Genomic DNA, 21,464 nt, shown 5'->3' with positions numbered 1-21,464 from the left:
ATTTTGCTTATAAAATATAAAATCCTGCATGTTTTGAGCGCTCAAAACATGACGGGGAACATAAATAGAACAGCTCATTCGCTGGAAAACTGCTGCTCATTTTGATAGGATATATTAAATTCGAGAGTTTCTGCATAATCATACGACATTTGTTATTTATAATAATATATTTTAAACAAAAGGGAGTGACTTTATATGAAAAAAACTTGGCTAATACTTATGATGAGTCTATTGGTTCTATTCATTGCTGCTTGTGGCTCAGAGGATGAGGAAACAAATGCAGGAGAAAATACGGAAAGCAACGAGACAGTTACTGTGTCCCACGAACTTGGGGAGACAGAGGTGCCTAAAAATCCGGAAAACATAGTTGTTTTTGACTTTGGGATCTTGGATACATTGGATCAAATAGGTGTAGATGTTGCGGGAGTCCCTCAATCAGGAACAATCCCAGCATATTTGGAAAAATACGCAAGCGATGATTATGAAAATATTGGAAGTTTAAAAGAACCAGATTTTGAGAAAATCGCAGAAATTAATCCGGATATAATTATTATTTCCGCACGTCAGGCTGCTTTATATGAACAGCTTGAAGAAATTGCACCAACCATTCATCTTGGTGTAGATACAACCAATTATATGGATTCTTTTAAGCAAAATATGAGTGTTGTTGGAGAAATTTTTGATGCACAAGAAGATATTGATACTGAATTAGAAGCGATTGATGAATCGATCGCAGCTGTAAATGAAAAAGCTACTAAGGCAGATAAAAAGGCACTTATTATTTTAGCTAATGATGATAAAATCAGTGCATACGGTCCAAATTCCCGTTTCGGTCTGATTCATGATGTGTTTGGTGTACCACCAGTGGATGAATCAATTGAAGCATCAACACATGGGATGAACGTTTCATTCGAATATGTTATGGAAGAAAATCCGGAACTATTATATGTAGTAGATAGAACGGCAGCTGTTGGTGGGGATACGTCCGCACAACAACTAGTAGAAAATCCACTAGTCGAGAATACAAAAGCATACGAAAATGATAATATTATTTATTTGAACCCGGATTATTGGTATCTTTCTGGTGGTGGATTAACATCCGTTGCAGAAATGATCAATGAAATCGACACAAGTTTAAAATAAGTAAAAAAGCAATCAGCATCTATAATATGCTGATTGCTTTTTTTGCAGCTTTTGCGCTATATTTTATTTCTAGGGAAAAGTTAGTAAATATTCATTTAATTTGTTAATCAAATGAAAATATGGACCATGAACGCCGCCCTTGCAGTCCCTATTGCGAAATTAGAGTAGTTTTTATACTTGATATTGAATGTACATATATGGTTGAATGAAGGAAGACTTAATAGAAATGAGGGAAAAAGCGTGAAAAAGCTTTTGATGATATTAATAACACTTACTGTGATCATTTCTTTGGCAGCTTGCGGTAATGATGAAACAGAGGAAAGTGAAAATACAGAGGACAATACAACATCTGAACAGGCACAACAGGAATTGGAAATAACGGAAGAGGAAAAGCTTGATGAAGACACATCAGTAACGGTTGTAAACGGGGAAGAGATTAAGGGGGTAGACTATAACCCAATTTATAGTCAAGTGAAAACGACAATGTATCAGTATGGACAAGATGTGAGTGATCATGAGTTGATCAAAAACCAAACGGTAGATATTCTTGTTGAGCAAACGCTCATTAAACAGGATGCAGAAAAAAAGGGCATCGAAGTTACGGAAGAGGAAGCACAGGAAGAATTGAATACCATTAAAGAAACGAGTAGTGAAGAGGAATTTACCGCTTTACTGGAGCAATATAAGATGACGGAAGAAGACTTCAAAAAACAGCTTATGGATGACTTGATTACGATAAAATATGTAGATGAATTTGACGCGGAAGTGTCTGATGAGGAAATACAGGAATATTATGATCAGTTGAAAGGGCAAAACGAAGAAATCGGTGAATTGGAAGAAGTAGAAGGTCAAATTAAAGAAATTCTCGTGAACGAAAAACAAAGTGAACAGTTACGTGCCAAAGTAGAGGAATTGAAAAAAGACGCTGAGGTAGAAACTGTATTATAAAATAAAGCATCGCTCCCAACTGGAACGATGCTTTTTCATGCCTGTTTTCTATAAGATTGGAATTGGCGTTACTCACTCCACCAAAGGGAATTGTTGTTTTTGTCACAAAGTCTATAAACTCCGAAGTAACTGCTAGTTGGTTGATTTCTTTAAGTAACTGCTTTTCCCGCCGTCCGGGATTGCTCTGGGCGGATGCGCATCCTTTGGGCACGGCCTCAGCCTCCTCGCGGAAAACCCACCGCTGCGGGGTCTTCGGACACGTGCTGGGACTGCGATTACTCGCCCCACCGAAAACCTTTGTTCCCGCAGGAGTCACCGCCCGCCGCTCACCCGGACTGGTGAAGCTGTATGATGTGACTTTTATAAATCACTAATGCAGTTAGCGGTTTGTAAGCTTAAAACCAGCTCTGGGGAAATATACGAAGACTCCTGTGGGAGGAAAGGCATCGGTGAGACCCCGCAGTGCGAAGCACGAGGAGGGCTCACCAGCCGCCCACGGAAAGCGAAGTATATTTCCCCAGAGCGGTCGCCGAAGTTACTCATCCTAGTTCGTAGTTCATCTCAACTACGAGGATTATAAAGCAGCAAAAATTAAGAAAAAAGACTTTTACATGATTAAAAAAATATATAGAACCGCTAAATAATAACATCCAGCGTTTTAAAGAATGTCTGCATTTGTTCATCCGTGCCAATTGTTATGCGAATATAGTCCTTTATCGGCTTTTTCTTGAAATGCCTTACTAATATCCCCTTTTCTTTTAAAGAGGAATACAGGTGACTTGCTTCCTTGTCAGAATGTGTAGCAAAAATGAAATTTGTTTGGGAAGGTAATACAGAAAATCCACGTTTATTCATCTCTGCTATCGTCCATTCTCTCGTTTGGATAATTCTATTTCTAGTATCGTTAAAATAATCCACATCTTTTATTGCCGCTTCTGCTCCAGTGATTGCCAGCCTGTCTACAGTATAGGAATTAAAAGAGTCTTTAATGCGAACTAATCCTTCTATCAAATCAGGTTGTCCTAAGGCAAAGCCTACCCGAAGACCTGCAAGAGATCTTGATTTGGACATCGTCTGTATTACGAGTAAATTTTCATAGGAATTGATTAAGGAAACAGCTGATTCGGATGCGAAATCAATATATGCTTCATCAACAATAACAACTTGATCCGGATTATTTTCCAAAATTTCCTTAACCGCTTCAATTTCCAAATAAATGCCTGTAGGTGCATTAGGGTTGGGAAAGATAACTCCACCTTCAGAATTGAAGAAGTCTTCAACAGGGATTGTAAAATCGGCGTTCAGAGGAACCTGTTCGGATTGTATATTGAAAAGTTTCGCATATACCGGATAAAAACTGTAAGAAATGGCTGGATATTTAATTTTCCTATTTGAATCAAAAAATGCCATAAAAGAAAGAGCCAATATTTCGTCTGAACCATTTCCAACAAATATATTTGCTTTCGATAAATGATGGAATGCAGCAATCTCCTCCTTTAGCGTATCAGCTGTTGGTGAAGGATAGAGGTTTAAATTTCGGTCTGCTTCCTCTATGATTGCTTTAATTACCTTGGGAGAAGGTGGGTACGGATTTTCATTGGTATTCAGTTTGATAATATTCGTTTTATTAAGTTGCTCCCCAGGAACATAAGGAACACATCGTTTTGTCGCCTCGCTCCAAAATTTACTCACGATTTTGACCTTCCTTTTTAATATGCCTTTTCAATAATTCATTTTTAACATCTGTTATGGAAATACCCATGAGTTCCATTAATACAAGTGTGTGATAGATAAGGTCCGAAATTTCACTTGTTGTTTCCTGCTTATCGTTATTTTTTGCTCCGATTACTACTTCTGTTGTTTCTTCTCCAACCTTTTTCAGTACTTTATCAATTCCTTTTTCAAAAAGATAAGAAGTATAAGCTCCGTCAACAGGGTTCACATGGCGATCCTTAATTCTTGCAATAATTTGATAAACGATATCATGTGATGGGACTTCATTTGTATAAAGGTCGTTATGAAAGCAGGTTTCTTCTCCGGTATGACATGCTGGACCGATTGGTTTGACTTGTACCAACAGTGCATCTGCATCACAATCAAAGGTTATTTTTTTAACCTCCTGCTTGTTCCCTGATGTTTCCCCTTTATTCCAAAGTGCCTGACGCTTTCTTGAAAAGAACCAAGTTTCATTCGTTTGAATGGTTTTCAGTAAAGAGTCTTGATTCATATATGCCAATGTTAATACGCTCCCAGTGTTTGCGTCCTGTACAATTGCAGGGATAAGTCCGTCCTGACCAAACGAGAGCTGTTCGATGTTTATTTCCATTAGTTGTTCCTCCTGACAATGATGTCTTCCTCGTGAAGATATTTTTTTAAATCGGTTATTTTTATCTCATTATAGTGAAATACAGAAGCTGCTAGTGCTGCATCAGCACCTTCCTTTAATACCGTACTGAAATGTTCTTTTATCCCGGCTCCGCCACTTGCGACAACGGGAATATTAACCGTTTCAGCTATTATTTTCGTTAATGAGAGATTATAGCCGTTTTTTTCACCGTCCGAATCCATTGCATTAATAACAAGTTCACCTGCGCCAAGTTCTTCCCCGCGTTTTGCCCACTCAATCGCATCGAGTCCGGTATCATTACGTCCTCCGTTCGTAAAGACGTTCCATTTGTTCGCTGCCACTTCTTTTGCGTCGATGGATAATACAATGCATTGACTGCCAAACTTCAAAGCGGATTCTGTGATAAGCCTGGGATTGTTTACTGCTGCGCTATTTATCGATACTTTATCCGCACCGGAACGGAGTACTTTATGAATGTCCTCCACTGTCCGAATTCCTCCACCAACTGTGAAGGGGATAGCAATTTCTCTAGCGACACTTTCTACCACATCAAGGAAAATATCCCTTTCTTCATTGGAAGCTGTAATGTCATAGAACACAAGTTCATCTGCACCTGCTTCATTGTATCTTTTTGCTAATTCAACTGGATCAGCAACATCTTTGATATTCTGAAATTTTTTCCCTTTAACAACGCGACCTTTATCTACATCCAAACACGGGATAATTCGTTTAGCCAGCATTTTGATCACCTGCTATTAGTTCTTCAAATTTCAATGTTCCATCATACAATGCCTTTCCGATAATTGCTCCATACATATGAAGAGATGCTAGTTTACGAATGTCTTCTTTTGTTGAAACACCACCGGAGGCAATGACATCCATTGTTGTTGCGTTATTGATAGTTTCAAGCTCTTCGAAGTTTGGGCCTTGCATCATTCCATCCTTTAAAATGTCAGTGTAAACAATCGTCTCCACTCCAAGTGCTTCCAATTCTTTTACAAGGTCAATTGCTTTTACTGTACTTGTTTCTGTCCAACCATCTGTTGCAACAAATCCATTACGTGCATCAATAGAAACTGCAATTTTCGAACCATACTTTTCTACGGATTCTTTTAAAAATTGCTTGTTATTAATGGCGGCTGTACCAATGATAACGCGTGAAACACCAGCAGATAGGTAATCTTCTATAATATCCAGTGAACGAATACCGCCACCAACTTGAACAGGAATATTGGTATTTGCGGCAATCTCTTTAATGGCATCAAGGTTCAGTGAATCTCCTGTTTTAGCCCCGTCAAGATCTACCGTGTGTATATATTCCGCACCTTTTTGCTGCCATTGGGAAGCCATTGCTGTTGGAGAATCGCCGTAGATTTTCTCTTTATTATAGTCTCCTTGTGTAAGACGGACACATTTACCGCCTCGAATATCGATTGCTGGAAACAGGATCATGAAATCATCTCCCCGTAGTTTTGTAGTAGTTTAATTCCGATATCCCCGCTTTTTTCAGGGTGAAATTGCATGCCTGTTACATTGCCTTGCTGAACAATGGCAGGGACAACTCCACCGTATTGCGTGCTGCCGATAAGAGCGTTTTCTTCATGCGAACTAACTGCATAGGAATGAACGAAATAAACATAAAAGTCTTCTGGTAAATCGTTCATTAATGGACTTTCTTGATGCTTTGTGATCGTATTCCAACCCATATGAGGTACTTTAACGATATCTTTAATTTTGCTTACATTCCCTTTTAGAAATCCGAGACCTTCCCAGTCACCATCCTCATAGCTTCTTTCATAGAATAGTTGCATTCCGAGACAGATGCCTAGAATGGGCTTTCCGGCGGCAACTTCTTGTTTTAATGTTTTTGCCAATCCAAGTTCATTGATGGCATCCATCGCATCCTTAAAAGCTCCTACACCGGGAAGAATGATGGAAGAAGCATCCCTGATTATTTGGGGATCGTTGGTCACGACAGAATCCTTATTTAATTTATCCAATGCAAATTGCAGGCTTTTAATATTCCCTGCACCATAATCAATGATTGCAATCATTAAGTATCTTCCTTTCCAATTATAAACTTCCCTTTGTTGAAGGAACGCCTTTTATACGTGGGTTTATCTGAGTAGCCTGATCTAAGGCGCGACCAAATCCTTTAAAAATCGATTCAATCATGTGATGCGTATTTTTTCCGTAAGCCAGATTGATGTGAAGGGTTACGTTTGCATTGCTGACAAAGGCTTGGAAAAATTCTTCCACGAGTTCTGTATCAAAGTTGCCAACTTTATCTTTTAATCCTTCCATATGATAGACAAAATAGGCGCGTCCACTAATGTCTAAGGAAATGGTGGATAATGCCTCATCCATTGGAGTTGTCACCGTGGCATATCGAGTGATTCCTTTTTTATCACCTAGAGATTCATAAAAAGCTTGTCCAAGAGCAATTCCAATATCCTCTACGGAGTGATGTTGATCGACTTCTAAATCACCATCACACTTTACTTCTAGGTTAAATAAACCGTGCTTTGTCATTAATGTTAACATATGGTCGAAAAATCCAATCCCGGTTTTAATGGAAGAAGTTCCGTCACCATCTATCGTAAAATCAAGGTCAATGGATGTTTCGCTTGTTTGTCTGCTAACTGTTGCTTTACGCATTTGGTTCATCCTTTCTGATCCGGATGGAATTTGCATGTGCTGTTAATCCTTCTACATTTGCTATCGTAATTATTTGATCGGCAGCATCTTGAATGGCATCTTTCGAATAACTGATAATACTCGATTTTTTTATAAAATCATATACACCAAGAGGGGAGGCAAATTTTGCCGTACCGTTTGTTGGTAAGGTGTGATTTGGACCAGCGAAATAATCACCTAGTGGCTCCGGTGAATAATTGCCAAGGAATATTGCCCCTGCATTGTTGATATACTGTACGTTGTCACTGGCATTTTCAATCATCAGCTGCAAGTGTTCGGGTGCAATTTCGTTGACGATTGTAAAGGCCTCGGTTAAATCAGTAGCAACAATAATCTTTCCGTGTTGGTTAATGGATTGTTCAATAATTTCCTTACGTTCAAGTGTTGCTGTTTGTTTTTCAATTTCTGATTTTATTTGCTCTGCCAATGTATTGCTTGTTGTTATACATATTGCGCTTGCAGATTCATCATGCTCTGCCTGCGATAGTAAGTCTGCAGCAACATAATTTGGTGGTGCTGTTTCATCGGCTACGACACAGATTTCGCTGGGACCTGCAATCATATCAATTGCTACATCGCCGTAAACCCATTTTTTAGCTCTGGCAACATAAGCATTCCCCGGACCAACAATTTTTGCAACCTTTTCAATTGTCTCAGTTCCGTATGCTAACGCAGCGATTGCTTGCGCTCCTCCAACTTTATAGATGGTATGGACACCAACTTCTTCAGCGGCAACAAGTACATAAGGATTAATCTTCCCATTTGGTTGTGGAGGAGTGGTGATTACGATTTTCTTCACGCCAGCTATCTTTGCAGGAATGACATTCATTAAGACAGATGATGGATAGGCAGCTTTTCCACCTGGAATATAGACACCAACTTTATCTAATGGGGTAACTTTTTGCCCGAGCATGATTCCTGGTTCTTTATTCATGAACCAAGATTGTTCCTTTTGAGCCATATGAAATGACTCGATGTTTTCTGTTGCCTGTTTCATGGCAGGAAGAAATGCTGGGTCCACAAGTTCTCTTGCTTCTTTAAATTCATCATTTGATACGGTTAATGAATTCAATTTTGCCCGGTCGAATTTTTCGGTGTAGCGGATTAGTGCATCATCACCATCTTTGCGTACTTGTTCAATTATTTCCAAAACTGTATGATCTAGCGCCTGTTCATTGCTTCTTGCGGAAGATGGGTCTTTCCTTTCATTTGCAAATTGCTCTGCTGTTAGTATGTTCATTCTTTATCACTCCAAAGCGGATTTTAATTGATTAATTAGCTGCTGAACCTCAGCGGACTTTGTGGCAAAGCTCGCTTTATTCACAATTAACCTCGTGCTGATATTTTCAATTTCCTCAAAAACGGTTAGACCATTTTCTTTCAGTGTATTTCCTGTCTCAACGATATCCACAATATAATCTGCAAGACCAATAAGTGGTGCCAATTCGACGGAACCATTCAGCTTTACAACTTCAATGGATTGGCCTTTTTTATCAAAGTGCCTTTTAGCAATAATTGGATATTTCGTTGCAATTGTAAGCTGCTGACTTTGTTTTAATTGCTGATCTTCTTTTCCAGCCACAGCAAATTTGCATTTACCAAGACCTAAATCTAATAGTTCATATACGTCGGCCTGTGACTCCAATATATTATCTTTCCCAACAATTCCAATATCAGCAGCACCTTTATCCACATATGTTGGTACATCGATTGCTTTCACAAAAATGAGTTTAATGGTTTGATCATCATTATAGAATACAAGTTTTCTGCTTTTCTCATGAAAATCATTAAAATGGATGCCTGTTTTCTCCAGAAGGTCAATCGTGCTTTTGGCTGGGCGACCTTTGGCTAATGCGATTGTAATAGGTTGCAATGTTAATCCCCCTTTGTACTCTCTATCAGCGATAGTATCTCTTTCGTTTCAGTAAAGGTATGTTTTTTGTTATTGCTGAAAAGTATATTCTGTTCTTCATCATAGTTTACTATATTTATGGAAGCTAACGGTTTTAAGCTACTGGACGCTTTGGAAAATGTTAAGACTTGATAATTTTGATTACGCAGTTCGTACGCCGCTTTTAAAGCTTCTTTTTGTTTTTCCTTTGTATAATAAATGATAATATCGACTGCCTGATCGACAGGCTCTGCCAATCCCTGCTGTTGAATAGCCTGCTGGAGAAAATCAACTTCGAATGCAAAACCGATAGCAGGCATGGCATTGTTAAATTGTTTACCGAGATTATCATATCTACCACCCATTAAGACGGGTTGGCCAACTTGATCAACAAATCCTTGGAAAATAATCCCAGAGTAGTAATTCATATTGTTAATTAGTCCAAGATTAAAATTGACATAGTCATCTACACCGTAATCTTTCAGAACTTCATATACATCGATAAGATTATGGAGAACTTGCTGCATCTTATCACTTCGAATAATCTTCTCCGCCTGCTGGATGACACTGGCAGGTTCACCATATAACATCGGAATAGACTGTATAGCTGTTTGCAGTTCTTCCTCAATCGGCAAATCATTTAGAAGTAGCTCGATTTCCGTTATATTTTTAGACTGAATTAACGTTTGTAAAAGTTCCAGTTCCTGTTCGGACAATGACGCCTGTTGGATTAGTTCTTTAAAGAATCCTGCATGACCAATTTCTATCTTGAAATTTTGAAAATTAAGATCCTTTAATGTGTGAATTGCCAGCATAATAACTTCTGAATCTATTTCCGGTGTATTTTCCCCGAAAAACTCGACACCTGCCTGTGTGCTTTCCTTCTGATTAGGAAGTCCACTAGATTGGCGGAATATGTCCAGTACGTAAAATAAACGCTGATTAAAGTCATTGGAATTCTGATTGGCTGCTGTTATTCTAGTAATAGGAATCGTTACATCCGGACGCAGAACGAGTACTTTTCCGGTCGTATCGATGACTTTAATCATTTCATCTTTATTTACAGTTCCAATTATGTCGGAATACATATCATAATTTTCAAATGTTGATGTTTGTACTTGTCTATAGCCGTAAGTAGTAAAGCGATTTTTTAATGTAGCAATTAAATCATCTCTCATTTGAAAGTCTTCCACATTCTTATTTCTGTTCGTTTCCGTAATATACCGTTGCATTTGTAAAACTCCTTTTTAGAGGTTGTTTATCTTTTTTATACTCTTTATCATTTTATCGCTTTATCACTTTAACTAAGTAAAGTTATTTAGTATTATAATAATTATATAGAAAAAAGTCAACCGAAAGAGGAGCGAAAAATATGTTTGATTATCATATCCACAGTAATTTTTCAGCAGATTGTAATACTGCGATGGAAACAACAATTGAGAAGGCAATAAATATCGGTCTTGAGGAGATTTGCTTTACGGAGCACATTGATTATGATTACCCGGATAAAGATTGGATATTTGACTTTGATTTAAATCAATACGATAAAAAAATAAAAGAAATGCAAGAAAAATATGCAGAAAAAATTCGTATAAAAAAAGGTGTGGAAATAGGGGTGCAGCCACACTTATCGGCAAAGCATAAAGATTTGATGAACAAGGAAACTTTTGACTTTGTCATTTGTTCCATGCATGCATCGGAAAGAAAGGATTTACATTCAGGAGAGTTTTTTAAAAACAGGACAGTAGAAGAAGCATATGGGGTATATTATAAAGAACTATATGCGTGTATTAAGGACTTTAAGGATTTTCATGTGTTAGGACATATTGATCTAGTAAAGCGGTATACAAAAGAGAAGAGTAAGGAAAACTTCCACGACATCATCGGGGATATATTTAAAGAAATCATCCCGGAAGGAAAGGGGATTGAGTTAAATACATCCGGTTTCAGATATGGTCTTGAAAGTGGTATGCCAAGTATAGATATTTTCAAGCTTTATAAAAAATGTGGAGGAGAAATTGTTACTCTCGGTTCAGATTCCCATGTGGAAACAACACTTGCATATAAGTTCAATGAGTCCTTGGAGTTACTTCAGTCAATTGGGTTGAATTATATTGCAACATATCAAAATGGCGAACCGGTTTTCCATAAAATAAGTACATTGTTAAAATAACATTGTGAAATAGGAAAGTTATGTGACTTTTTTAGCGATACATCTCTTCGAAACGTTCCGAAATGGTATAATTAAGAAACATTACATTTTTTAAGCTGGTGTATTCATGAATTATATTAAAAAACTTTTTTTGATTATAATAGGCTCCGTTTCATTAGTGTTAGGGATAGTGGGGATAATTCTCCCATTACTTCCGACGACACCGTTACTACTGTTGGCAGCGGCATGTTATATACGAAGCTCAGAAAGACTGTATAACTGGTTGATAACGAATAAATATTTTGGGTCTTATATTTTAAACTATAGAGAGGGAAAAGGGATACCATTGAAAGCTAAGATTGTTGGTGTAAGCTTATTATGGATCTCATTGCTCTATACCATTATATTTGTCATCCCTTTAGTCGTTGTGAAACTAGTCTTATTTCTAACGGGTTCCTATTTTACATGGTTTATCCTAAAGCAGAAAACATTGCGCAAAACGATATAAATGAGGGGAAGTTCTTGAAAAACAAACATATTATAAATATTGTAACCGTATCGATGCTTATTTCTGGAATATTGACGATCATCTATATGCCGAGTAAGGCTAAATCCGAATTATACTTTGGTGAGCCAACCGTTTTTATTCATGGTTATAAAGGGACAGCGAATTCTTTTGGATTTATGCTCAACAGGTTCGAAAAAAAATATGGATGGGGAAATAAGGGATTGGTCTATTATGTTTCCAAAGAAGGAAGAATACGTGATTATAATTTAAGTAAAGGAAAACATGCCCCCACCTTTGTTCAAATTATTATGGAAAATAATCGAGCGGGTTTCGCAGATAGTACAGAATGGATTTCCTCCGTTCTTCTGCATATGAAAGAAAAGTATCAGATTGAATCCGTTAATCTTGTAGGACATTCCATGGGAGGGATCATCTCCCTGAAATATACAATGGATTATGCAGGGGACGGTTATCCCGAAGTAAATAAATTGATTACCATCGGCAGTCCATTTGATGGAATTTACAATGAGGACTATTTTCAAATTCATCAAGACGCAGCAGCAGAGGATTTAAAACCGAGTTCACTAGCGCTTCAACTGTTAAAGGAAAGTACATTTCCAGCTGATATTAACGTATTGAGTATCGGTAGTACTGGAGATCTCATTGCAACCCCCAAAAGTGTGCAAGCATTACGAACGATTATACCGATAGGGAATTATCAGGAAATTATAATTGAAAATAAACGATTGGGCCATAGCGCATTGCATGAAAATAAAGAAGTAGACAAAATGATACATTCTTTTTTGTGGCAAGATGATGGCCAATAACTTACAATAGATAAGGATTGTTTATGAAAAAAGTCAACAGGTCTACTGCCTGTTTGTTGAATAATTTTTTAAAGGAATGATATGAGTGACAACGAATCATCATATGTACGATAAATTAATACAAATAACATCCAAGAGTAATGTGATGGTGAATGAGCTCTTAAAAAATCATACGTATACCCGTCTAGGGGGTAAGGCAGATTTTTATGTAACACCTGAAACTTACGAACAAGTACAGGAAATTATAATGCTAGCCAATCAGGAAAATATTACTTTTACGATGCTTGGCAATGGATCCAACTTAATTGTGAAAGATGGTGGGATTCGTGGGATCGTCATGAATCTCCAGAAGCTTGCTACTATAAAAACGGTTGGTAATACGATTATTGCTGGGAGTGGGGCGAGGATTATTGATACTTCCCGTGAAGCGCTAAATGAGAAATTGACCGGCTTGGAATTTGCTTGTGGCATACCAGGTTCTGTTGGGGGAGCCCTATTCATGAATGCGGGTGCATATGGTGGAGAAGTTAAGGATGTCTTAACGAGCACGGTAGTAGTCAACCGTGAAGGTGACATTCTGACCTTAACTGCCGAACAACTTGATCTGGATTATCGTACGAGTAATATACCTGATAAAGGCTATATTGTTCTGGAAGCAACTTTCACACTTGAACATGGAGAATACGATAGCATTAAGGAAGTTATGGACGATCTGACTTATCGCAGGGAAACGAAGCAGCCACTGGAATATCCATCCTGTGGAAGTGTGTTTAAGCGTCCACCAGGCTATTTTGCAGGGAAGTTGATCCAGGATAGTGATCTTCAAGGAAAGCAGATTGGTGGCGCACAGGTTTCGCTTAAACATGCAGGCTTTATAGTTAACAAAGATAATGCTACTGCAAAAGAATATATAGATCTGATTCATTTGGTGCAAACTACTGTAAAAGTTAAATTTGATGTGAATCTAGAGCGTGAAGTCAAAATAATTGGTGAAGATTTAGCCGAGTAGCAAAAAAGCTGTGACCATCCATATCGGTGGTCACAGCTTTTTTGCTATGAAGAATTTGCGGAATTGATCATTAGAACCGCGGAATAAAGCATGCTGAGTAGTGAAGGCACAGCCAAAAAAACTGCAGTGTCTCCATCGAGGGGACATTGCAGTAATTATAAATCTATGCTCTAAACCTGTGTAGAAATTCTTGCAGCCTCTCATTTGTAGAATGTTCAATAACTTGACTCGCTGTTCCTTGCTCTGCAATGACACCTTCGTCAAGGAATAGTACTTTATCTGCTATATCAAGGGCAAAGTCCATCTCATGTGTAACAAGGACCATGGCCATATCATCATTTTTAGCGATATCACGGATAACTTCAAGAACTTCGCCAACTAATTCCGGGTCAAGTGCAGAAGTTACCTCATCAAATAACATAATTTTCGGGCGCATAACTAAAGCACGAGCCATTGCCACGCGTTGTTTTTGCCCACCTGAAAGTTGACTTGGGAAATTATTTAATTTATCTCCAAGGCCAACTCGATCTAGCATTTGAATGGATCGTTTCCGCACATCTTCTTTATTTTCCTTTTTCACATGAATTGGTGCAGTCATGCAGTTTTCCAGTATGGTCATATGTGGAAAGAGGTTAAAGTGCTGAAAGACCATTCCAATATCTCCGCGGACTTCTCTTAAATGTTTCTCATTTGCCTTAACCATTTCACCTTTCTTTTCCATTTTCCATAGATTCGTGCCGTCGACAATAATATCCCCAGATGTTGGTTCTTCTAATGTCATCAGCATACGGATGATGGTCGTTTTACCGGATCCACTTGGTCCGATTACCGCTACTTTTTCGGCGGATTTAATATCTAAGTTAATTCCTTTTAAGACTTTTACATCTCCAAAGGATTTGTGTACATCCTGGAATTTTACAATTGGTTCAGACATTACATCACTACTCCTTTTTTCGTGCTTTTCACAGTCGCATTCTTATCAAATCGAGTGTTCATTTTTACTTCTAATTTCTTAATTAGAATTGCAGATGGATAGCTTAGTGTTAAGAAAATCATCCCAACAATTGTCAACGGCTCTAAGTATGCCCAATTCTGTGCACCATAACTGTTTGCCATAAGCATTATACCAGCTACACCTATTGTTGAAGCAAGTGGTACCTCTTTAAACATAATAATAAAATAGTTTCCTAGCATAGGAATTGTTGGCGGTAATGCCTGTGGTAAAATAATTTTCTTCCATTTATCAACTGTCGTAAAGTTTAACGCTCGTGAAGCTTCCCATTGGCCCTTATCAATACTTTCAATACCAGAACGATAGATTTCACCTACATATGTACTGAAGTGAATTCCAAGCCCAATTACTGCACTTGCGAAAGGGCTTAATGTTACACCTATACCTGGTATCATTGGCCATGCATAGTAAATAAAAAATAACTGAACGAGGGGAGGTGTAGAGCGAATAAATTCCATTGTCCATGTAACGATAAAGTTCACTAATCTATTTGGAACTCTGCGTAAAAATGTCCAAACAAAACCAAATACGAGTGCGAATAGATAACATGTAATCGTTAAACCAACCGTTATTCCTAAACCTTGTAATACAAAAGGTAGGGCTTCAATAAATGTATCCCAGTTCCAGTAAGTAAAATTCATTAGCTAGCCACTCCTTTCTTTGAAATGCTTTCACCTTTTCGTGTTAACCATATCAATGGAAGTGCAAGGATAAAGTAGAAAACAAGTACTAAAAAGTATACAAGCGGTGCTTGCGACAGATTGGAACTTCTTATGATATCTCCGTAGTATAAAATATCATTCATTCCAATTAATGATACTAAAGATGTACCTTTTAATATTTGGATCGTATAATTACCAAACTCAGGAAGCATCATGCGTACAGCCTGTGGGAAAATAATCAGCCTCATACGTTGAAAACTGGACATATTGAGTGCTGTTGCAGCTTCTGTTTGTCCTTCCGCAACAGATAGGATAGATCCACGGACAACTTCAGAAAGGTATGCACCATAATTCAATCCAATTGCTATTACACCAATCCACCAATTGGAACCAAGTTCTATTCCAAAGAGCATTGGGACTGCATAGTAAAGCCAAAATAACTGAACAATTAAGGAGGTTCCACGAAATACTTCAACGTAAAAACCAGTGAATTTCCGAATGAACACATTTTTAGAAAGGCGGCATAAACCAGCAATAAAGGCCATCAAGTAAGCAAAGACAGCTGAAGCAAGAAGCACACTGATAGTTATACCAAGACCTCTGGCAAGTTGTGGGGTAATCTCAATGATTGTGTTAATCGTAATCACTCCTTTATAGGATTTTATGGTACTTTATTTCATAATAAACCAAAAATATTTAATAGAAATTCGTAACACAGTATGTAAAACAGGAAAATATCTTTTTAAACCGGAAAAAAACATAGGCCCAGTCCCCTTGGGTGAGGGAACCGGACCCTATGGAGTCATACCTTCATGTAATCTTATTTATAAAGTTTTAAATATTAAGCTTCTCCGTTACAAATTTGTTCTGTTGTTACGGCATCTACTGGTACGAAGTTACTTTCGCCACTGAAACCGTTAGCTTCCAGTAGTTCAGAAATTGTTCCATCTTCTTTTAATTCTGCTAGTTTCTCATTGTAAGCATCACGTAATTCAGTATTTTCTAGACTGAATGCCGCTGCACCAAAACTTGGCACGCCTTCAATATCTGGTTGTTCAAATGATTCAACAAATTCTAGTTCATCGGTATTAGCTGACTCTAAAGCCATTTTGACAGTCATTTCCGTACCTGTTGTCGCATCGGCACGTCCGGATTGTACAGCTGAGAATGTTGCTGGAATATCCGGTGCTGTTTGGATTTGATCTTCACTTACACCTTCAGATTTTAGAAATTCTACTTCCGTTGCACCTTCCATAACGACAACGGTTGCATCTGGGTTATTGGCAATGTCTTCATAGCTCTCTAAGCCTAATGGGTTTCCAGCTTCTACAATCAGCCCTTCACCATATTGCATCGTAGGTTCACTAAATGCTGCATTTTCACAACGATCTGGGTTGATTGCCATACCAGCAGTAATAACATCAAATTGTCCTGCTTGTACTCCTGGAATTAGTTGGCCCCAATCAGAAAGCTGCGAATCCATTTCATCAATACCAAGCTCTGCAAATACTGCTTTCGCAATATCTACCGATGCACCTTTCAATTCCCCATCTTCATATGCATATGGTGCTTCATTAGCAAAACCAATGGTAACTGAACCTTGCTCTTGTAATTCTTCTAATTTGCTTCCACTATCTTCACTTTCGCCTGACTCAGCGTTGGAATCATCTTCATCTGAACCGCAAGCAGCCAGAAGTAAGAGTATGGAGCCAAAAAATAATGTAACTAATAATTTTTTCAAAATCAATGACCTCCCTGTTTATTGTAGTAATGACAAACTATGTTTCTCTGCATGATGACTTTTTACTAGGTATATATCACCGTAAAGTGGTGAAAAAAATAGAATGGAAGAAATTAGGTTCCAACATTCATAAGTATAATGTTATAGATTTTTAGCTTATCATTCAAACACTGTATTTTTAGATAATTTCTAATTTACCTTCATATTCAACGTTTAAGTTATATGAGCTTTAAGATACAGAAAGATACTCATGGTTAATTCCGAATACTCTCATATACGCTAAATTTAGGAGGAAGGAACAGATGTAATTTCTTATATAACCATTGAAAAGGAGATAATTGTAGTTTAATCTGTAGATAAAGATGATTTTAGAAGGAGAAATGAAGTGGGGTTTTAATTAATGGGGACATATATAACTGTAGGAATTATATCGGTAGTAGTTGTAGCAATTGTTGTTGGTCTTTCGCTCGTAACATTGTCAAAAGGATACAGTTATAAGCATTCCGTCGATCCGTTGCCTGATGAAGACAAGAAAGAAGATATGGAAAAGAGAGAATGAAAAAAAGAGCAACATGATTACTATTTTGTAATAAAAGGCTATTTTCGTAATGTTTGTTGCTTTTTAATCATTGCAGAGTTGAGATAAACTGCGAAGTAACTACTAGCTGATATCCAAAATCGTGTGCTTCTATCGCCGTCCGGGATCGCTCTGGGCGGATGCTTTCCGCGGGCACGGCCTCAGCCCCGAAGAGAAAACCGCTCTTCTGGTCTTCGGACACGTGCTGTTCCCGCAGGAGTCACCGCCCGCCGCTCACCCGGACTGGTGAAGCTGTTTTATGAGATTTTTATAGCAATCACTAATGCAGTTAATAGTTTGTAAACATCTAATCAGCTCTGGGAAATACACGGAGACTTCTGCGGGAGGAAAGGCTCACCAGCCGCCCGCGAAAAGCGCAGTGTATTTCCCAGAGCGGTCGCCGAAGTTTCTGCATACCGATAGAAACCAACCAGCAGTTATTTCGTAGTTTATAGATTTTATGAAATAACAGTAGTACTTTTCGTTGAACGAGTAACCGCATTCCAATCTTTTAGATAACAGCTCATAAAAAAGATCACACTATTCATTAGTGCGATCTTTTTGTTTCCAAAGGTTTGATGCGTGCTTCAATTTTCTTACGCTGATTTTCTAAAGAAGGGGGCAATGCCAATGATTCTCCAAGATGTTCAATGTCTTCATCCGTTACGAATCCTGGTCCATCTGTTGCAAGTTCAAATAATATCCCATTTGAATCTCTAAAATAAAGAGATCGGAAGTAAAAACGTTCCACCATCCCTGAATTGGGCAGTTGAATTTCTTCCAGACGGTCTTTCCATTTTGTCAGTTCTTCCTTATCTTCTACACGGAATGCTACATGATGCACACTTCCTCGTCCAGGTCTTTCCTGTGGAAGATCTTTTCTTACTTCAAGATGAACCTCTGCACCCGTTCCTCCATCACCAGTTGAGAATACGAGTATATCTGGTTGATCCGTAACTTCAGAAGGGTAGCTGCCAATCTGTTTAAATGTCAAAAGTTTGGTTAATATGTCCACTGTCGGTTCAGCCTTACGTACAGTCAGTTTCGAGGGTCCAAGCCCAATGATCCCCTTATCGGTGGGCACCGTGCTGTGTTTCCAAACCTTCCCACCTGCAATCCCATCATTTTTCTCATCTGAAACAAGTATGAGACGCTGTCTTTCAGGGTCACGAAAACGAATGATTTTACGTTCCCCTTGCATTGCAATATCATCATGATCAACATTGTGTTCAGTGAAACGTTCCTTCCAATAATCCAGTGCTGCGTTATCTGGAACGCGTAAGGAGGTTGATGAAATACTGCCTACTCCCGGATAGGTTGTTCCGGCATTGGGAATTTCAAAGAAGGTTAAATCGGTACCTGGATTTCCTGTTTCATCCGCATAAAACAAATGGTACATAGATGTATCGTCCTGATTGACCGTTTTTTTGACAAGTCGCATCCCGAGTATCTCTGTATAAAAATGAAAATTATCTTTAGCATTAGCTGTAATGGCAGATACATGATGTATACCTTTTATCTTCATGGATTTTCCTCCTAAAAATATAAAACATCTTTAATTAAATATAAATAAAGTATAGACTTAATTTTGTGCCTTGTCCAAATTCTAGTTATAAAATTATGCTTCCGGTTCATGATGCCGAGGTCGAATTCCATTTTGAAGTTGGCGAATACTTAAACCAAATGTCATTTGTAAATGAGGGTAATCTTTAAAATTTCTCCAATCGCCTCCCCATTCGAAACCCAAATCTTTTGCAATGTCAGCAACCTCAAACCAATCAGGTTCCCCATTATCGTTACCGTCATATTGGATGTCCCAGATGACCTCGCCTGCATCGTTTTCTAATGCATAATCAATTGCCAACCCATAATTATGATAGGATTCTCCAGCTCTTGCATTTGTGACGATAGAACCTCTATTATTTCTCCCTTGTTCATATAACTGGTTTTGGGCTTCAAAGGAACGTGTTTCTTCTGTTATAAAGACTTTGATGTTAATATCAGAAGCCTTCTCAATCAGAGCGTTTTTTTTCTCCTCCACGATTGGATGGAGTTCTGTAGGCATCGGAGCGTCCTCATCCAGATGCACATACGTGTCATCTTCCAACTGGTTATAAAGGAAAAAAAGCGCAATCAAAAATATAATAATGAAGATCCATATTACGAATGTATCGGTAAAACCTTTCATGCAATTGCGTGCTCCTTTAGAATAGATATACTTACATAATAACAGATATATTTGGATGAAGAATCGATAAAATGTTAAACAAAAATAAATGCATGTTTTATTGCAGTATCATTCAAGAGGAATTACAATGAATAGGATAGAGCATCAATGGAAAGGGACTATAAAATGAAGAAAAAAGAAGCATTTGCCTTGGCAATATTAATTATCCTTGTTGTATTAATGGGAGCTTGTTCAGGGACACAAGAAAATGAAAAACCGAAAGCAACAGATGAGCTGATCCTTGCTGTTGGTGGAGAACCTGATGAGGGCTTTGATCCTACAACAGGATGGGGACGCTATGGTTCACCCCTTTTTCAAAGTACATTATTAACATATGATAAAGATTTTAACATTCAATATGATTTAGCTACTGATTATAAAGTGAGTAATCATGGGCTAACGTGGACGATAGAACTTCGTGAGGATGTATTTTTTTCCGATGGGGAGCCCCTTACAGCTGACGATGTTATTTTTACATTTGAAACAGCAAAAAAAAGCGGTTCGATTATTGATCTCAGTAATTTAGAACAAGTAATACGTATTGATGAATATACCGTTGAATTCACGTTAAAAGAATCGGAATCCACTTTTATTTATTTACTGGTCTCAACAGGGATTGTACCCGAGCATGCATATGATAATACGTATAATGAAAATCCAATCGGTTCGGGACCATTTCAGTTGGTTCAATGGGATAAAGGACAGCAGATTATTGTAGAAGCGAATCCGGAATATTATGGAGACAAGCCTACTTTTAGCAAGCTAACCTTTTTGTTTTTATCCGAAGATGCTGCATTTGCAGCAGCAAAAGCAGGTGAAGTAGATGTAGTTTCTGTGCCGCCGGCTTTTGCTAATGAGGAGATAACTGGAATGAATCTTATCGAATTAGAGAGCGTAGATAATAGAGGCATCATGTTCCCGTATGTAAAGGAAGGGGAACAAACTGTTGATGGTTTTCCAATAGGAAATGATGTTACAGCTGATATTGCAATACGTAAGGCTATAAATGTTGGTGTGAATCGTCAAACACTTGTTGATGGGGTTCTGGAGGGGTTTGGGACTCCGGCATATTCCGTTGCGGACCATTTACCTTGGTGGAACGCGGATACGTCAATAAGAGACAATGATGTCGAACAAGCCAAACAGATTTTAGAAGAATCTGGATGGGTGGAGAATGAAGAAGGTTTCCGTGAGAAAGATGGTCTGCCTGCAGCATTTACATTACTGTATCCTGCAGGCGATCAAATTCGTCAATCCTTATCCATTACATTCGCCGATATGATGAAGCCATTGGGAATTCAGGTTACGACGGAAGGGAAAAGCTGGAACGAATTGGAACAATACATGTATTCACAGCCGGTAATGATGGGATGGGGAAGTCACGACCCTCTGGAAATTTACAACCTCTACAGTAGTGAAACAAGAGGTATTGGCTATTATAATGCCAATTACTATTCGAACCCTGTTGTTGATAAATACTTGAATCAAGCAATGCATGCGACTTCGGAAGAAGAAGCACATAAATATTGGGAAAAAGCGCAATGGGATGGAGAAACAGGATTTTCAGCACAAGGTGATGCACCATGGGCATGGCTTGTTAATCTGAATCATTTATATTTCGTTAATGAAAACCTGGAAATTGGCGAACAGAAAATTCAGCCGCATGGACATGGGTGGCCAGTTACGGATTTTATTGAGCAGTGGCGTTGGAAAGAGTAAGAGA

At 38.2% G+C, this 21,464-nt stretch carries 23 protein-coding genes; 8 read left to right on the top strand and 15 right to left on the bottom strand.

The features are described from left to right. Positions 1–195 precede the first annotated feature (195 nt). Entirely contained in the window at positions 196–1,143 is a 948-nt protein-coding gene (locus tag ACHABU_RS14220; RefSeq protein WP_435765555.1) for a siderophore ABC transporter substrate-binding protein, read from the top strand. Between the two features lie 240 nt (positions 1,144–1,383). Continuing rightward, a complete protein-coding gene (locus ACHABU_RS14215) occupies positions 1,384–2,091 on the top strand; it encodes a SurA N-terminal domain-containing protein (protein WP_435765554.1) in 708 nt (235 codons plus the stop codon). Between the two features lie 636 nt (positions 2,092–2,727). Here ACHABU_RS14215 and hisC read toward each other — a convergent pair. From hisC to hisZ, 9 genes are read right to left on the bottom strand one after another with little or no spacing between them, the layout of a single operon-like run. Then, entirely contained in the window at positions 2,728–3,783 is a 1,056-nt protein-coding gene (gene hisC, locus ACHABU_RS14210; protein ID WP_435765553.1) for a histidinol-phosphate transaminase, read from the bottom strand. Beyond that, positions 3,776–4,417, bottom strand: a complete 642-nt coding sequence (gene hisIE, locus ACHABU_RS14205) for a bifunctional phosphoribosyl-AMP cyclohydrolase/phosphoribosyl-ATP diphosphatase HisIE (protein ID WP_435765552.1) — start codon at positions 4,415–4,417, stop codon at positions 3,776–3,778. The genes hisC and hisIE overlap by 8 nt, the downstream gene beginning before the upstream one ends. Further along, complete coding sequence (gene hisF / locus ACHABU_RS14200; protein WP_435765551.1) at positions 4,417–5,178, bottom strand: imidazole glycerol phosphate synthase subunit HisF; 762 nt, start codon at positions 5,176–5,178, stop codon at positions 4,417–4,419. The genes hisIE and hisF overlap by 1 nt, the downstream gene beginning before the upstream one ends. After that, the gene (hisA, locus tag ACHABU_RS14195) at positions 5,168–5,890 is read right to left on the bottom strand and encodes a 1-(5-phosphoribosyl)-5-[(5-phosphoribosylamino)methylideneamino]imidazole-4-carboxamide isomerase (protein WP_435765550.1); all 723 of its coding nucleotides are present in this window, start codon (positions 5,888–5,890) and stop codon (positions 5,168–5,170) included. Before hisA ends, hisF begins: the two co-directional genes overlap by 11 nt. Further along, positions 5,887–6,492 (bottom strand): imidazole glycerol phosphate synthase subunit HisH, encoded by a 606-nt coding sequence (gene hisH, locus ACHABU_RS14190; RefSeq protein ID WP_435765549.1) that lies wholly within the window; start codon positions 6,490–6,492, stop codon positions 5,887–5,889. The genes hisA and hisH overlap by 4 nt, the downstream gene beginning before the upstream one ends. 19 nt (positions 6,493–6,511) lie before the next feature. After that, positions 6,512–7,096, bottom strand: a complete 585-nt coding sequence (hisB, locus tag ACHABU_RS14185) for an imidazoleglycerol-phosphate dehydratase HisB (protein WP_435765548.1) — start codon at positions 7,094–7,096, stop codon at positions 6,512–6,514. Then, positions 7,089–8,375, bottom strand: coding sequence for a histidinol dehydrogenase (gene hisD, locus ACHABU_RS14180; protein WP_435765547.1), 1,287 nt, complete (start codon positions 8,373–8,375; stop codon positions 7,089–7,091). Before hisD ends, hisB begins: the two co-directional genes overlap by 8 nt. 6 nt (positions 8,376–8,381) lie before the next feature. Further along, positions 8,382–9,008, bottom strand: a complete 627-nt coding sequence (hisG, locus tag ACHABU_RS14175) for an ATP phosphoribosyltransferase (RefSeq protein WP_435765546.1) — start codon at positions 9,006–9,008, stop codon at positions 8,382–8,384. Positions 9,009–9,010: 2 nt separating this feature from the next. Then, positions 9,011–10,258: an ATP phosphoribosyltransferase regulatory subunit gene (hisZ, locus tag ACHABU_RS14170; protein ID WP_435765545.1), complete on the bottom strand. Its 1,248-nt coding sequence runs from the start codon at positions 10,256–10,258 to the stop codon at positions 9,011–9,013. A gap of 140 nt (positions 10,259–10,398) precedes the next feature. Here hisZ and ACHABU_RS14165 point away from each other — a divergent pair, with 140 nt between their 5' ends. The 4 genes from ACHABU_RS14165 to murB all read left to right on the top strand — a co-directional run bounded on the left by ACHABU_RS14165 (position 10,399) and on the right by murB (position 13,522). Continuing rightward, entirely contained in the window at positions 10,399–11,199 is an 801-nt protein-coding gene (locus tag ACHABU_RS14165; protein WP_435765544.1) for a histidinol-phosphatase HisJ family protein, read from the top strand. 106 nt (positions 11,200–11,305) lie between these two features. Then, a complete protein-coding gene (locus ACHABU_RS14160) occupies positions 11,306–11,686 on the top strand; it encodes a YbaN family protein (RefSeq protein WP_435765543.1) in 381 nt (126 codons plus the stop codon). Between the two features lie 14 nt (positions 11,687–11,700). Continuing rightward, entirely contained in the window at positions 11,701–12,513 is an 813-nt protein-coding gene (locus tag ACHABU_RS14155) for an alpha/beta fold hydrolase (protein WP_435765542.1), read from the top strand. Between the two features lie 103 nt (positions 12,514–12,616). Further along, the gene (murB, locus tag ACHABU_RS14150) at positions 12,617–13,522 is read left to right on the top strand and encodes a UDP-N-acetylmuramate dehydrogenase (RefSeq protein WP_435765674.1); all 906 of its coding nucleotides are present in this window, start codon (positions 12,617–12,619) and stop codon (positions 13,520–13,522) included. 163 nt (positions 13,523–13,685) lie between these two features. Here murB and ehuA read toward each other — a convergent pair whose 3' ends face one another. The 4 genes from ehuA to ehuB all read right to left on the bottom strand — a co-directional run bounded on the left by ehuA (position 13,686) and on the right by ehuB (position 16,937). Beyond that, positions 13,686–14,456, bottom strand: coding sequence for an ectoine/hydroxyectoine ABC transporter ATP-binding protein EhuA (gene ehuA / locus ACHABU_RS14145; RefSeq protein ID WP_435765541.1), 771 nt, complete (start codon positions 14,454–14,456; stop codon positions 13,686–13,688). After that, on the bottom strand, positions 14,456–15,175 hold the full coding sequence (ehuD, locus tag ACHABU_RS14140) for an ectoine/hydroxyectoine ABC transporter permease subunit EhuD (protein WP_435765540.1): 720 nt from the start codon (positions 15,173–15,175) through the stop codon (positions 14,456–14,458). Before ehuD ends, ehuA begins: the two co-directional genes overlap by 1 nt. Then, positions 15,175–15,834 (bottom strand): amino acid ABC transporter permease, encoded by a 660-nt coding sequence (locus ACHABU_RS14135; protein WP_435765673.1) that lies wholly within the window; start codon positions 15,832–15,834, stop codon positions 15,175–15,177. The genes ehuD and ACHABU_RS14135 overlap by 1 nt, the downstream gene beginning before the upstream one ends. Before the next feature lie 203 nt (positions 15,835–16,037). Beyond that, complete coding sequence (gene ehuB / locus ACHABU_RS14130; RefSeq protein ID WP_435765539.1) at positions 16,038–16,937, bottom strand: ectoine/hydroxyectoine ABC transporter substrate-binding protein EhuB; 900 nt, start codon at positions 16,935–16,937, stop codon at positions 16,038–16,040. Between the two features lie 400 nt (positions 16,938–17,337). Here ehuB and ytzI point away from each other — a divergent pair, with 400 nt between their 5' ends. Beyond that, a complete protein-coding gene (gene ytzI, locus ACHABU_RS14125) occupies positions 17,338–17,496 on the top strand; it encodes a YtzI protein (RefSeq protein WP_435765538.1) in 159 nt (52 codons plus the stop codon). A 565-nt stretch (positions 17,497–18,061) separates the two neighbouring features. Here ytzI and ACHABU_RS14120 read toward each other — a convergent pair. Both ACHABU_RS14120 and ACHABU_RS14115 read right to left on the bottom strand, forming a co-directional pair. Further along, entirely contained in the window at positions 18,062–19,039 is a 978-nt protein-coding gene (locus ACHABU_RS14120; protein ID WP_435765537.1) for a ring-cleaving dioxygenase, read from the bottom strand. 93 nt (positions 19,040–19,132) lie between these two features. Further along, a complete protein-coding gene (locus tag ACHABU_RS14115) occupies positions 19,133–19,702 on the bottom strand; it encodes a M15 family metallopeptidase (protein ID WP_435765536.1) in 570 nt (189 codons plus the stop codon). 165 nt (positions 19,703–19,867) lie between these two features. On the opposite strand from ACHABU_RS14115, the gene ACHABU_RS14110 reads away from it, so the two are divergent. Further along, complete coding sequence (locus ACHABU_RS14110; protein ID WP_435765535.1) at positions 19,868–21,460, top strand: ABC transporter substrate-binding protein; 1,593 nt, start codon at positions 19,868–19,870, stop codon at positions 21,458–21,460. Positions 21,461–21,464: the final 4 nt, after the last annotated feature.

The sequence above is a fragment of the Oceanobacillus sp. CF4.6 genome, from assembly GCF_051262635.1.
Lineage (GTDB): Bacteria > Bacillota > Bacilli > Bacillales > Amphibacillaceae > Oceanobacillus.
This window is presented reverse-complemented; position numbering and strand designations above follow the sequence as displayed.